Genomic DNA, 12,660 nt, shown 5'->3' on the forward strand with positions numbered 1-12,660 from the left:
TATACGATTATAACACAAACAGGGCCGCTGGCTAAGGCGACCCTGTTTAAAAGCTCGGAAAGATGGTTAATCGGCTATTAGGGCAAAGGCGATCAGGCCGAAAAGGACAAGGATAAGGCCAAGGCTGCCACGGATCAGGGCGAGGAGGTCAACCTGCCAAAGATAAACCAACCAGGCGCCAAGCAAAACTAAAATGATTCCTATTAAAGCTTTAATGAGCTTAGATACCATAAGACAATCCTCCTTCTTCATGAAGATGGGGAAATTATAACAGCAGGGGAGAGTGAAGGCAAGAAAAAACCCCGGGCAGTTTAACTGGTTGCTTATTAAGCAATCAACCTAAAAATGGTTATTTTTCTGCCGGGGCTTTGTCTTTATTGGTTAACGCGATCCTTTCGGCCGCTTTTTGTTCTCGTTCAGCCATGACTTCGCCGACCGGGATCCTGGTCCAGCCGACATAGGTATAGCTAAAAGGGCCAAGGCTATACGAGATCTTAACCTTATACCAATTGCCGTCAGCTGACATATCGAGCATTTTAACTTCGATCGGGATCGAGTAGACCAAATTTGAGTCTTCTGAAGGGGCGGTATAGAGCTCTTTAACGGGAATTTCCATGTTCTTTTCAGCCGCCAGGGCGGGCATTAATAGAACGGCTAAAATCGCTATAATAACGGCATATTTCATGTGGCTACCTCTCTACATATATATCGTTATATTAGAAGGGAAACTTGCGTAAAATTAGGAGAGAGCGCTATTGATTAAAGAGGTTTTTCAGCTGGTTTTTGGCTTCTTCGGCCAGGCGCTTTTTTTCTTCTTCAGCTTTTGCCTTGGCCTCTGCCCCGAGCCGAGTCGCTTCTTCTTTGGCTTTATTTTCCAGTTCAACTTTTTTTGCCTCGACCTTCAATTTAACTTTGCCGACCACTGCTTCAATTGGTTTGTCAAGAATCGGGAAAGGGATGGGTTTTTTCAGGCTCCCTTTTAGTTCAAGGGTTAGCTCGAGCCAGTTATCCTTGTCGCGCAGAAGATTATATTCCCGGGAAAGTTCCCTGGTCGCGCTTGGCGAGGCCCGCAGGACCAGGCGATTCCCCTCGACAAAAACCTGACGCGCCAGATCAGCGCCTCCATTGAACTTAATGTTCAGATCGTTGTCTCGCAGGTTAAGGTCCTTCAGCCTAACGACCATTTTGTTGAGGGAAAAGTCAGCTGACAAACTTTGAAGAGAAAGATCCTGCTTGAGGGACGAGGCCCCGATCTTTTCGGCGATCGCGTCGATCGTTTTTAGCCGCTTAAGGGCTCCATTATTTAAAGAGAAGGAGCCGTTCGCGGTCAAATTGTTTAACAACGCGGGCGCCTCAACCCCGGCACCGGAAAGAGAAAGATCGAGATCAAGCTTTCCGTAAACCTTGTCAACTAAATCCCGGCTATCGGGGAGAGAGGCGAGCATGCCGACAGCCAGATCGTTAATAAACCGGGTTGAGTCGAAACCGGAAAGTTTGAGGCTGGAGACCGAGTAAGAAAGCCCGGGGACATTAAGGTTTACGGTCCCCCTTCCTGACAATGACCCATTATAAACCGCGAGCTCTTTCAGGTCGAGAGAGGCAACTTTTTGCTTCAAGCCGAGCGCAGCGTTGATCTTGTCGATCTTAAATCCTTGAAATCTGATGTTGCTGGCGGCAATGGTCCCTTTAAGGCTGACATTGGCCGGGATCGATCTTGCCGCTTGATTGACCGAGGCTGTTAACATGCCGGGCGAGGCTTTTTTCTTTGGAGCGGTTGCCGGTCCGGCAACAAGGGCTAAAAGCGGGTCGATCTCGATACCATTGGAAAGGAGGGCCACCTCAAGGTGTGGAGCCAGCTTCCAGGAAGAAACGGCGGCAGATCCGGTCAATGACTCATTGGCGACCGATATGGCCAGGCTAGAAACAACGATCGTCTCTTTTGGCAAGTTGATCCCCACTTTGGCGCCAAGCTCCAACGGGATCTCCTTTCCGTTGTAAACTACGGTTGCCGAAGCCTGAAGCTCGATCGGGCGGACCAGGGCCAGTTCAAAACCGGATATTTTCAGGTTAAAAGACTTAAGCTCGTTTCGGCTCTTTGTTGCCTGGTCGAGATAAACGACTTGTCCTCCGGTGATGGAAAAACTGGTCATAAAAAGATCAAAAGGAGGCTTGGCCGGCATCTTTGCTGAAGAGGGGCGTTTTTGCCCGCCGCTCCCCTGGGTGAGATCGGAAAAGTTGAACTGGCCCCCAGCTGACTTTACAATAAAAACTACCGGCTTAACCAGTCGTAATTCCTTGACGACAAAATGCCGGGAGAAGAGAGGCCAAAACGCGTAACGGAGGTCGATCGACTCGGCGGCGACAAATGATCGGCCTGAAAAACCGGGGCGATCGCTGATCGTCAGCCCTTTGAGACGAATACCGGAGAAAAGGTCAAAGGCTACCGAGCTGATCTTTACTTCCCGGTGAATGGATTCCGATATTTTTTGAGCGGCAAAATCTTTGATCTTTTCGAGCGGGAAGACGAACGGGAGAGCAACGGTTCCAATGATCAGTAAAATTAACAGGCCGCCCAGAAAAATAGCAAACCATTTAATGGCTTTCTTCATAAGCCTGCCCCTCTGATTACTTGGCCAATTTTTGGATCAAGGCTATAATCGGGCAGTATCCGGAGAGCCCGGTCAACATCAAAACAACCCCAACAATCAACAGCAACCAGACGAAAAAAACATGGAGAGGCAGATAGGTAGCAAGAAGCAGCAGCAAGCCGCCCACAAAGATCCTGATGAAACGCTCAAACGTTGACTGGTTCGTTTTTATATCCATGACTTCCTCCTGTAATAACCTGAGAAAGTATAGGCCGAAAAACAAGCCATGTAAAGGGAGTAATTGTGCCGGGAATAATTATGAAATTCAAGAATAATTTGCGCGAAAATATTATATGAGCATGACAGTCGGAAAGGCGCGCCCCAAGGATAACCGAAGGCTTTCTTCCCCATATTACCTGCATGGCGAGGACCTTTTTTTAAGACGGAACGGGCGTGAAGTGTTCGTGAAAAAGGTCTCATCCGCGGCCGGCTGGATACCAGAAAAAGGGGCGGTTATCCTTGCGCCGGGGATTGCCTGCAATGGCAATCTCTTCAGGGTGACAAGCGATGGAGAATGCCTGACCTTTGACCACGCGACATCTTTTGCCAATCTGCTGGCCAGTGCCGGATACCAGGTTTATCTTTGGCACTACAGTTCGTCGCAAAGGATCATGGAGCGCTATGTTTCCCGCTTTTGCCAGGAGAGCCAGCGCTATGATGTAAAGGGATGCCGGGTCCCGTCCTCTTTGGGTTTCGACCAGCTAATGAGCGATGAAATGCCGATGGTCCTCGACCTGGTTTGCCAAAACTCCGGCCGGGAAGAGGTGGCCTGGATCGGCTTCAGCATGGGAGGAATGCTTGCTTATGCCTATCTTGCCTGCCAGGCGGACAAAAGGATAGACAAATTAATTACGATCGGCAGTCCGGTCTCTTTTTCCACCAGGCTGCCAAAGCTGATCTCCCATGCCAACCGCATTTCCAGCACGCTAGGTATAAAGGACCGAACCGTTGGCGCGAGAATATCAGAGAGGTTTGTTTTATTAAGCGGCATGCTTAAGTACGCGCCAAAGAAGCTGTTAAGGCTCGACCCGTTGGTCGGCTTTCTGTACAACCCGGGGAACGTTTCCGACGGTGCCCTGGAATCCTTTTTCAGCAAGATAGTTGAACCGATCCCGGCCGGCCAGGAAAAGTCTTTCAGCCAGTTTGTCCGAAACGGGTTTTCCTCTCTTGGCGGAGAAGTTAATTACCTGGAAGAAATGCGGCGGATAAAAGGGTTGGGAGTTAGGACTCTTTTCTTTTATGGCCAGCTCGACCAGTTAGCTGTTCCTAACAGCGTCATGCTGGCGCACGAAGTGGTCTCGCCAGCTAACCGGCGCAATCTGGTCGAAGTTAAGGAGGCCGGACACAACGACCTGGTTATAGGGCTTAACTCGCCAGAAGCGGTCTGGGGCCCCTCCTTGGAATGGCTTGAATCATAAGCGGTTTAGTGAAATTGCCCCATATATTGTTCGATATTGATTTAATGAAACTATTTAAAATAGCCGCTTTATTGATGATCCTTATTCTTTTAAGTGGCGCGGCCGAAGCCAGGGACCTGCGAGCGGTCAAGCTTAAGCGCTTTCTTGACCGTTATGAGTTTAGCCCATTGCGCGGGCATGAACAGGAGATCGTCTATTGCGCGGACAAGTTTGGGATCGATTATCGATTGTATGTCGCGATCGCTGGAGCGGAAAGCACCTACGGCAAGCGATTTCCAGCCACCAGAAAAAATTTAACCGGCCACCGCAATGGCGATACCGCCTTTGAATCAATCTTCGACAATATTTACCAAACCAGCAAGCTGATCGGGACCAGGCATTATTACAGGAAATACCGGCAGACAAAAGACATCTGGGACCTGGTTTATGTATATAAGGGGGTCCCGCCATACGATCATTACGTCAGAAACCTCCGCTATGCTTTGGATACGATCACCGCGGTTTCGGTAGAAGACGTTAAAAAAGAAGAAGCGGCCTGGCTGGCAAAGATCAATTCACCGGAATATCTGGCTGAAGTGAAGAGAAAATTCCAGGCGGCTGCCCTGGCGACATGGAGTGCCCTAAGATACGACAGGTACGCGACCGGCAAGACTTCTACGGTTGATATACAAAAAGAAGCCGAAAAAGCGCCTAAGATAGAGCAGATAAAGCAGAATGTTTTTGTCGCGAAAGACGAGCTCAGGCGCGCGGACGCTTTTTAACGGAAAAGCCAAACTTCCCCAGCTGTTTTCCCAACACATAATAATGTCCGTGAGAGTAGCAGATCAGGTCGGCTGACTGCAGGTTGAGCGCGCCTTTTTTGTCTATCAATTTATTGTCAGCGTGGACCGCTAAAACCTTGGCCAGGAACATGTCGTGAGAGCCAAGATGACGGATGTCGGTGACCCGGCATTCGAGGTTGACCGGGCTTTCGGCGATCAAAGGGGCCTTGACCTGTTCGGCCTTTTCCGCGGTTAGCTTAAGGTGAAAGAGTTTATTGGTTTCTCTTCCGGACTTTACTCCGCAGAAATCGGTGGCAAACGCCAGTTTTTTTGTCGCCAGGTTTATAACAAACTCGCCCGTCCTTTTTATGATCTGGTATGAGTGGCGTGACGGCCGGATTGAAATAAAGGCCATAGCCGGATCGCTGCAAACGGTCCCGGTCCAGGCGATAGTAATGATATTATAATTTTCCTTTTTGTCCCCGCAGGAGACTAAAACGGCCGGTGCGGGATAAAGCATTGTCCCTGGTTTCCAGATCGCTTTGCTTTGTTTCATAGTAGTGCCCCCATTTCTTTAAATATGACCGCCAGCCTGGCGATAGGCAGACCAACAACATTGTCATAGTCTCCGTCAACTTTTTCGATGAACCCTTCTTCTAATTCCTGGATCCCATAGGCGCCGGCTTTATCGAGCGGCCGGCCGGTGGCGACATAGTCGGCGATCAGTATGTCGGCGACCGGCTTCATTCTAACGATGGTTGTTTCGTACCCAGAGCTGCAAGCCATTGAGTCCGAGTCAATAACCGCGAAACCGGTTATAACTCGGTGGCTCCGGCCGGAAAGGCTTTGCAGCATCAAGGTCGCTTCGGCCTGATCTTTTGGTTTGCCGAGGACCCGGTCGCCAAGCACGACGATCGTATCTGCGCCGAGGATGAGCGCCCCTTTTTCTTTTTTCGCGACCGTCCTGGCCTTTGCGATAGCCGCCTTTTCGGCGAACTCTTCGGGGGAATTTCCAACAACGGAGGCTTCGTCCACCAAGCTAATGGTCACCTCAAAATCCGGGACGATCTTTTTTAGCAGCTCCTTGCGGCGCGGCGAAGCGGAGGCAAGAATGATTTTTGTCATAAATGTGATTATAGCAGAAGGGGGAAGGGCCAGCCCCTCTTTCTAATTTAAATACTTATCTAATGAGCCATTATAATTTATTCCATTCATTTCTCTTAGTACTGTGATAATTATTTGTTCAAGCCTTTCAAAGGTTTCCCACATTGTTTTTAATTCAATATTTAATTTGCCGTTATGGACCAGGTCACATCTTGTGCCGTAAAGCTTCCCAATGGCTAATTTTTCTTTTGTTTCCATGACTGATTTTCCTGTAAGTTTTGCGAGAAAAATAATTAAAGCCTCTATATTTGATGTGTCTTTCATTGGAAATATTTCAACTATAGTCCATAGCAAAAGAAATTTTTCTTCGCTTGGTTTTAAGGGGCAGGCTTTTGCATAAAATCTAGACATTAATTTAAATCTTTCAAAAAGATCATTATTTTGACGATGTTTTTTTCTTGCGGTGGCCAATTGTTCTGATAAAAAAGAGTTCTCAATGGATATAGCCTTAGAAACTCTTACCCAAGACTCAAGAATTGCTCTGTTTTCGTTGAGTATCCATCCCCGATAAACAAGTTCGGCAAAAATGTCCGAATTAATAACGATGGAAACCATAGCAAGGACCATGTCAACCTCATTCTCACATACAGATTTTGCCAAAAACGGGTCGACCTCTTTGGTTCTTGCTGTGATTTGGATGTAGGTTTGGCCTTCTTCAAGGGTTAATGGGCTGTTTTTAGCAATGAGGGAATCTTCTTTTTCTGGTAGAATAGATGAAACTTGCCTGGGCGTATCAAAAGATCTTTTACCCCGAAACACCTCAAAAACCACTTGATCAGATATGATTTTAATTGGGGGATTTCGAACTAAACTTGTTTTATAAATAACTGCATATTTAATATAATTTGTCATACGACCATTATCAGTCTCGGCCTTAGAGGGGCACTGGCTGTTCGCCTGCGCATAGGATTTGTTACTCTGCGTTCAATAGGAGAGACGGTTTCGTGACGATGCCACTCGGAAACCTGCGAATAAACTTCGCGGTTTCCGAGCAAGACTGAAAGAGGATTGAAGCCGTAGTATTCAGTCGTAGGCTCCAGTAAATCAAATGGTGGCCGATCGTTCATAGTGGAGATGCGGATCATTGATTTTCGAAATACTTTTTAAGTTCTTTATCTTGTGTTGTCGTGCCACTGGCTTTATCTATTTTAAATTTAAAAAGGTATGTTTGTCCCCCTACGGATAGCCTTAAATGATATGGATAATTGTCAGTCTTCTTTTGAAAATAAACATAGCCTAAAATTGCGGTCTCTGGGTCTATGGCTATTTCGTCAGGCAAAGAATATTTCAGGTATTTATCGGCTAGTTTTTCGATGTAGTTCAGTTGGCTTGTTTGAATCCCTTTTGAAATGCCTGAGGCCAAAGCGGAGATTGGTTCGTTTTGCTCTGTGGCCGAATAATTTGATTTAGTGGCGCTATTATGCTTGTTTACCGAAACAGTCGTCCCCCCTTAAATAACAACTTGCCTGTTGGGTGATGGGATGTCTCGGCTCGCTATGTTTTTGTATTTGCTCCCATATCTTGAAAGCAAATAATCCACTGAAATCCTGTCTTGGACAAACAGCTTGTCGTCCTTTATAAAAAAATCATTCAAATAGATAGAAACAGGTTGTTTTGAATAATTCGTGTAAGATAGCTTCAATACCACGACATCTTCAATTTCTACTAAGGCAACTTCCAGCAGAAAAGAATCATTTTTAATAAAAGCGGCTTGAACATCCTCGGTTTTATCGATTCCAATGGAATAAGCCCCATCATCAATAGGGACAAACTTGTTAATGGATATCGGGTTGCTACAGCCAGAAACAAGAACTAAAGCAATAAGTGCGAAAGTTGTCAGGACCTTCTTTTTAAGGCTCATACAATGGTCGAAGTTTACCGCCTTGTATTATTATAGTCAACGCTTGCTCTGCTGGCCATTCATGATTTGCCTGGTTGCTTTTAGCAAATCAATTTGAGGGGCCTCGGGAAAAACACCAAAGAAAAGAAAAGGCACTGACTATTTATCGTCAATGCCTTAAAAATTAAGTGTTGGAGAGGGAAGCCCGCCTGCGGCGGACTATCCTCTGGCATCCTCACTTCTGCATCTGTTGATAGGGACTTGTCCTCCGCCCCGGTTGGGACCGGGGGCTCCGGGACATGGCATTTTTCTTCGTTCGCTCACCCCGGCTAGGGCCGGGGGTGTCGCTCACTCTTCCTCGCCAGCTCGGCGAAAAATGCCTTTCAAACCTTCCCTGCGTCCGCTTGGGGCGGACGCCTTTTGTCCTCCTGCGTCGTCCAAAAGACCATTTTTTTATTGCATAAAAAAATGGAGAGGGAAGGATTTGAACCTTCGAAGGCGTTAGCCGTCTGATTTACAGTCAGATGCGTTTGACCACTTCGCTACCTCTCCACTTGCTGTCGTACGTAATTATCAAATGACCAATGAAAAATGTCAAATATATTTTTTCAAGAAACCGTCCGCCGCAGCGGATTTATTTGTGGGGACACAAATTTTAAGAGAGCAGCCCGCTGAAGCGATTTGCCTGGCGGGCTGGCTCTCTTTAATGTGTTCAAAAAAGAACAAGAAAAGCCTATCTTCGTTTTTTGCTTTTCTTTCTGCCGCGAGCCATTTTGGCGCGAGAGATATCACCATTCTTGTCGATAAAATAGAGGTATCCCTTCTCTTTCTTAATGCCGCATTTCATTACTTTTTCTGCCATTTTCTATTCACCTCCTCGTTGCCGAAGAACTTCGTACAGGACAATGCCTGTGGCGACCGACGCGTTGAGGGAATTAATTCTTCCTCGCATAGGGAGCCGGACAACTTCTGAGCAGCGCTCTTTGACCAACCGGGAAACCCCGTTCCCTTCGCTGCCGATGACAAAAGCAACCGGCCCGCTGTAGTCACGGGTATTATATAATGCCTTTCCGTCTATTTCAACAGCAAAAACCGGAATCAGCTCGTCCTGAAGCTGGCGGACAGCTTCGGCAATGTTGGGGACGCGAACGACGGGAACGACTTCGGCCGCTCCGGTAGAGGTTTTAACGACGGTATGAGTGACCGGGACCTGCCGCGCCTTACGGATAATGACGGCGTGAACTCCAGCCGCTTCGGCGGTGCGCAGGATAGCGCCAAAGTTGTGGGGATCCTCGATCCCGTCAAGGACCAGGAGAAAAGGGGGTTCGCCGCGTTGCTCAGCCAGTTGGATAACGTCGTCTAACGAATGGTAATTAAACATTGCGCAGGGCCGCCGAAAAGATCTTGAGCGCCAGATCGATCTCTTTCTTTGAAACGTTCAACGGCGGGATAAAGCGAATGACCGTCCCGTCCCGACCGGTCGAGATCAGTAGTAAACCATGGTCCAGACAGTAGTCCAGGACCTTTCTTGCCTGGGTATTGTTCCCAAGGTCGACACCAATTAGCAGCCCCTGGCCGCGGACCTCTTTGATGGCCGGGAATGAAGCTTGCAGACTGGTCAGGCTTTTCATCAGGTATTGACCAAGCTTGACCGTATTAGAAAGCAGCTTTTCTTTTTTTATCGTTCCAATAGTAGCAATGGCGGCGGCGCAGCAGACCGGATTGCCGCCAAAGGTGCTCCCATGCGCGCCGGCCGGCCACTTGGCCATTAGTTCCCGGCTGGCGATGCAGGCGCCAAGCGGGAGTCCGGACGCCAGTCCCTTGGCCAGGACCATAATATCAGGGACAACCCCCTCGTGCTCGCAGGCAAACCATTTGCCGGTATGGCCCATGCCGGTCTGGACCTCGTCGACAATTAATAATGTGTTGTATTTATCACAAAGCGCGCGCACTCCCCGGAGAAACCCGGAAGGGAGAGGGAGGTAGCCCCCTTCGCCAAGGATCGGCTCAATAATAACGCTGCCGATCTTCCAATCATTTTCCTTGAGCAGCCCCTCGACCAATAATAGGTCGAAAGGAGAGATATAGACCTCGGGAAGGAGAGGTTCGTAGCCCTCCCGGTATTTCATTTTCGAGCTGGTGACGGACAGTGCCCCAAGCGTCCGGCCATGGAAACCTCCCTGGAAGGCAATGATCCCGGGCTTTTTGGCGGCATACTTGGCCAGCTTTATCGCGGCTTCAACCGCTTCGGCCCCGCTTTGGCAAAAGAAAGATTGAGCTTTTTTTATCGGGACGATCTTTTGCAATTCTTCTCCAAGCTGAATATATGGCTCATAAAGAGCGACGCCAATGCAGGCGTGGATCAGCTGGTCGAGCTGCTTTTTTGCGGCGGAAACGACACTGGGAGGGCAATGCCCAATAATATTGCAGGCGATCCCGGTCGCAAAATCAAGGGTCTTTTTTCCCCGTTCATCATAAACGTAGCTCCCTTTTCCTTTTGAGACCGCAAAGTCAGCAAAATACTTTGCCAGGACGGGAGGAAGAACGCTTTTTCCTCGTTTTTCAAGCTTATTCATAGTATTTTATTATACTGTAATTATATGTTATACTCAAGGCGATGCGCAGGACAGCCATAGCGATATTTTTACTGCTCTTTTTGGCCGCGAGCGTAATGGCCGAGATCACCCCGGGGCAGGTTGTTGTAAAATTTAAACCAGGCGCTTTTTCTTCGAAGAGTCCGGTTGGGGTTATTTCTTCGGCAATGATCGGCGCCGCTTCGATCAGGGCTCTGAACGAAAAACATGGGATTTATCGCTACAAGCAAATTTATAGCGAAGCGCTAAAGATCCGCCCTGACTGGGCCCATCTTGAGAATGATTATATCCTTTTCTTTCCCACCTCGGAAAGCCAATCAGCAATAATAAATGAATTTGAAAAGGACCAGAATGTTGTTGCTGCCCAGGCAAACGGGGTGGTCCGGGCCTTTCAGATAATCCCAAACGATACTTACTTTGCGCAGGAGTGGGGACTGACCAAGATAATGGCGCCAAACGCCTGGGACAGGACGACCGGGGCGAGCACAAATATCGTAGCGGTTATGGACACCGGGTTAAATTATAGCCATGAGGATATTGCCGGGAAAGTTGACCTGGCTCATGCCAAGGATTTGTACAACGGGGATAATGACCCAAGAGATGATAATGGCCACGGCACCGCTATTTCCGGAGTGATCGGCGCGATCTCAAATAACAGCAAAGGGGTTGCGGGCGTGGATTGGCAAGTCACGATCCTGCCGATCAAAGTTCTTAACCGGGACGGAGTTGGGGATCCGGCGACGATCAGCGCGGGGCTGGCTTATCTGGCGGCCCTAAAATCATCCGGAGTGAACATTGTTGCCGTGAACCTGAGCCTTGGCCAATATAACGAAGGGCCGGATATGTATGTTGAGGAAAACCCGGCAAACATGAGAGACCGCTGCCTGGACGCTTACAACCAGGGGATCGTTGTTGTTGCCGCCGCCGGGAATGGGAGCGTTGACTGGAATACTTATCCGGCATATTATCCAACGGTATTGGCGGTATCGGCAACCGGGACCGACGACAAAAGATCTGTCTGGTCAGGGCTCGACGAGCAGACCTTTAGGACCCAGGCGTCAAATTACGGATCCTGGGTAGATATTGCCGCGCCGGGAACAAACATCTTTAGCATGAATATGGATGGGACATACAGCGCCGGTTGGAACGGGACCTCTTTGGCCGCTCCTTTTGTTGCCGGAGCGGTATCATTGTTAAAGGCGGCCGAACCTACATTGACCAATGCGCAGATCATGGACAGGCTGAAGAAAACAGCTGATCCTATTGATGCGTTGCAAGAGCCGGCCTATAAAGGCTTGCTGGGGAGCGGCCGGCTTAACTTGAGCCAGGCGACCATCGGGCTGCTTACAGAGATAACCGTCCCAGTCAGTGGCAGTTACATTAAAGGATTGGTCCAGATCAGCGGGACGGCGAGCGGCTGGAATTTTGGCGGGTATACTATTGAGGCTTACCGCGCGTCCTCTTTGGAAGTGATCGTGGCGCATAGCGCCTTAGAGGTTGATAATGGAACCTTGGCCAATTGGGACACCGCCGGGATCAATGGGGCGCTAACCCTGAAATTAAAAGCAGTTGCAACGACAGGCGGTTCATCAGAAACCAGCGTTAATGTAATTGTTGATAATACGCCCCCTGATGCGGCAATCATTTACCCGACCAGCGGAGGGTCGATCGAAGGGGCAATTACTATAACCGGAAGAGCAACCGATGAAAACCTGGACAACTACGTCATTGAATATGGCCAGGGAGCGGCGCCGGCCTATTACCAGGCCCTGGGAACATTTTACACGTCAGCACGCAATGTCCTGGCAACCTGGGAGACGACCGGGTTGAGCGGCCCATATATTTTGAGGCTGACCGTGACCGATTTGGCGGGGAATATTTCCAGAACGGAGCTGACGGTTAACATAAGCAAGGTCTCTTCTTCTCTTGCCCCCGGAGTCGTTACTTTTGCACTCCCCAACCCGTTTGACCGCAACAATGGGAGCAGCACGACCTTTTATTACCAATTGCAGGCGAACGCCAATACGTCGGTCAATCTTTTTGAACTTGGGGGAAATATGATCTGGCAGAAGAGCTACCTTGCCGGTGAGAACGGAGCCAAGGCGGGAGTGAATAACCCGGCTTGGGACGGGAAAAATCTTTTTGGCGCAAACGTTCCGACCGGGGTTTATTTATACCAAATAATTTCCGACCGTAAGGTCGTTGGCCGGGGCAAAGTAATTATCCTCAATTAAA

At 48.8% G+C, this 12,660-nt stretch carries 14 protein-coding genes and 1 tRNA gene; 3 read left to right on the forward strand and 12 right to left on the reverse strand.

Annotated elements, in window-relative coordinates; genetic code table 11:
* Positions 1-66 precede the first annotated feature (66 nt).
* From KKF06_02860 to KKF06_02875, 4 genes are all read right to left on the reverse strand, one after another.
* Entirely contained in the window at positions 67-231 is a 165-nt protein-coding gene (locus KKF06_02860; protein MBU1616710.1) for a hypothetical protein, read from the reverse strand.
* Between the two features lie 118 nt (positions 232-349).
* Positions 350-685, reverse strand: a complete 336-nt coding sequence (locus KKF06_02865) for a hypothetical protein (protein ID MBU1616711.1) — start codon at positions 683-685, stop codon at positions 350-352.
* Positions 686-752: 67 nt separating this feature from the next.
* A complete protein-coding gene (locus KKF06_02870; protein ID MBU1616712.1) occupies positions 753-2,609 on the reverse strand; it encodes an AsmA family protein in 1,857 nt (618 codons plus the stop codon).
* Between the two features lie 16 nt (positions 2,610-2,625).
* Positions 2,626-2,826 carry a DUF2892 domain-containing protein gene (locus KKF06_02875; protein ID MBU1616713.1) on the reverse strand — a complete coding sequence of 67 codons (201 nt, stop codon included), beginning with the start codon at positions 2,824-2,826 and terminating at the stop codon, positions 2,626-2,628.
* Between the two features lie 121 nt (positions 2,827-2,947).
* Here KKF06_02875 and KKF06_02880 point away from each other — a divergent pair, with 121 nt between their 5' ends.
* The gene (locus KKF06_02880) at positions 2,948-4,066 is read left to right on the forward strand and encodes an alpha/beta hydrolase (protein ID MBU1616714.1); all 1,119 of its coding nucleotides are present in this window, start codon (positions 2,948-2,950) and stop codon (positions 4,064-4,066) included.
* A gap of 44 nt (positions 4,067-4,110) precedes the next feature.
* Positions 4,111-4,827, forward strand: coding sequence for a hypothetical protein (locus KKF06_02885; protein ID MBU1616715.1), 717 nt, complete (start codon positions 4,111-4,113; stop codon positions 4,825-4,827).
* On the opposite strand, the gene KKF06_02890 is transcribed toward KKF06_02885, so the two are convergent.
* The 8 genes from KKF06_02890 to KKF06_02925 form a co-directional block, all read right to left on the reverse strand.
* Positions 4,805-5,383 (reverse strand): flavin reductase family protein, encoded by a 579-nt coding sequence (locus KKF06_02890; protein ID MBU1616716.1) that lies wholly within the window; start codon positions 5,381-5,383, stop codon positions 4,805-4,807. The two genes, KKF06_02885 and KKF06_02890, sit on opposite strands and share 23 nt — an antisense overlap.
* The gene (maf, locus tag KKF06_02895) at positions 5,380-5,952 is read right to left on the reverse strand and encodes a septum formation protein Maf (GenBank protein ID MBU1616717.1); all 573 of its coding nucleotides are present in this window, start codon (positions 5,950-5,952) and stop codon (positions 5,380-5,382) included. The genes KKF06_02890 and maf overlap by 4 nt, the downstream gene beginning before the upstream one ends.
* Positions 5,953-5,994: 42 nt before the next feature.
* Positions 5,995-6,843 (reverse strand): hypothetical protein, encoded by an 849-nt coding sequence (locus KKF06_02900; GenBank protein MBU1616718.1) that lies wholly within the window; start codon positions 6,841-6,843, stop codon positions 5,995-5,997.
* 229 nt (positions 6,844-7,072) lie between these two features.
* Complete coding sequence (locus tag KKF06_02905) at positions 7,073-7,354, reverse strand: hypothetical protein (protein ID MBU1616719.1); 282 nt, start codon at positions 7,352-7,354, stop codon at positions 7,073-7,075.
* A gap of 87 nt (positions 7,355-7,441) precedes the next feature.
* Positions 7,442-7,852, reverse strand: coding sequence for a hypothetical protein (locus KKF06_02910; protein MBU1616720.1), 411 nt, complete (start codon positions 7,850-7,852; stop codon positions 7,442-7,444).
* A 448-nt stretch (positions 7,853-8,300) separates the two neighbouring features.
* Positions 8,301-8,383 (reverse strand) — tRNA-Tyr (locus KKF06_02915).
* Between the two features lie 313 nt (positions 8,384-8,696).
* Positions 8,697-9,212, reverse strand: a complete 516-nt coding sequence (gene rlmB / locus KKF06_02920; protein ID MBU1616721.1) for a 23S rRNA (guanosine(2251)-2'-O)-methyltransferase RlmB — start codon at positions 9,210-9,212, stop codon at positions 8,697-8,699.
* Complete coding sequence (locus tag KKF06_02925) at positions 9,205-10,407, reverse strand: aminotransferase class III-fold pyridoxal phosphate-dependent enzyme (GenBank protein ID MBU1616722.1); 1,203 nt, start codon at positions 10,405-10,407, stop codon at positions 9,205-9,207. The genes rlmB and KKF06_02925 overlap by 8 nt, the downstream gene beginning before the upstream one ends.
* A 41-nt stretch (positions 10,408-10,448) precedes the next feature.
* On the opposite strand from KKF06_02925, the gene KKF06_02930 reads away from it, so the two are divergent.
* Positions 10,449-12,659: a S8 family serine peptidase gene (locus tag KKF06_02930; protein MBU1616723.1), complete on the forward strand. Its 2,211-nt coding sequence runs from the start codon at positions 10,449-10,451 to the stop codon at positions 12,657-12,659.
* Position 12,660 lies beyond the last annotated feature (1 nt).

It is taken from the genome of Candidatus Margulisiibacteriota bacterium (genome assembly GCA_018822365.1).
In the GTDB taxonomy this organism is placed as follows: domain Bacteria; phylum Margulisbacteria; class WOR-1; order O2-12-FULL-45-9; family XYB2-FULL-48-7; genus XYB2-FULL-45-9.

Coding starts and splice junctions, on each gene's coding strand:
- KKF06_02860 (MBU1616710.1), bottom strand. CDS start 231: ATGGTATCTAAGCTCATTAAAGCTTTAATAGGAATCATTTTAGTTTTG.
- KKF06_02865 (MBU1616711.1), bottom strand. CDS start 685: ATGAAATATGCCGTTATTATAGCGATTTTAGCCGTTCTATTAATGCCC.
- KKF06_02870 (MBU1616712.1), bottom strand. CDS start 2,609: ATGAAGAAAGCCATTAAATGGTTTGCTATTTTTCTGGGCGGCCTGTTA.
- KKF06_02875 (MBU1616713.1), bottom strand. CDS start 2,826: ATGGATATAAAAACGAACCAGTCAACGTTTGAGCGTTTCATCAGGATC.
- KKF06_02880 (MBU1616714.1), top strand. CDS start 2,948: ATGACAGTCGGAAAGGCGCGCCCCAAGGATAACCGAAGGCTTTCTTCC.
- KKF06_02885 (MBU1616715.1), top strand. CDS start 4,111: ATGAAACTATTTAAAATAGCCGCTTTATTGATGATCCTTATTCTTTTA.
- KKF06_02890 (MBU1616716.1), bottom strand. CDS start 5,383: ATGAAACAAAGCAAAGCGATCTGGAAACCAGGGACAATGCTTTATCCC.
- maf (MBU1616717.1), bottom strand. CDS start 5,952: ATGACAAAAATCATTCTTGCCTCCGCTTCGCCGCGCCGCAAGGAGCTG.
- KKF06_02900 (MBU1616718.1), bottom strand. CDS start 6,843: ATGACAAATTATATTAAATATGCAGTTATTTATAAAACAAGTTTAGTT.
- KKF06_02910 (MBU1616720.1), bottom strand. CDS start 7,852: ATGAGCCTTAAAAAGAAGGTCCTGACAACTTTCGCACTTATTGCTTTA.
- rlmB (MBU1616721.1), bottom strand. CDS start 9,212: ATGTTTAATTACCATTCGTTAGACGACGTTATCCAACTGGCTGAGCAA.
- KKF06_02925 (MBU1616722.1), bottom strand. CDS start 10,407: ATGAATAAGCTTGAAAAACGAGGAAAAAGCGTTCTTCCTCCCGTCCTG.
- KKF06_02930 (MBU1616723.1), top strand. CDS start 10,449: ATGCGCAGGACAGCCATAGCGATATTTTTACTGCTCTTTTTGGCCGCG.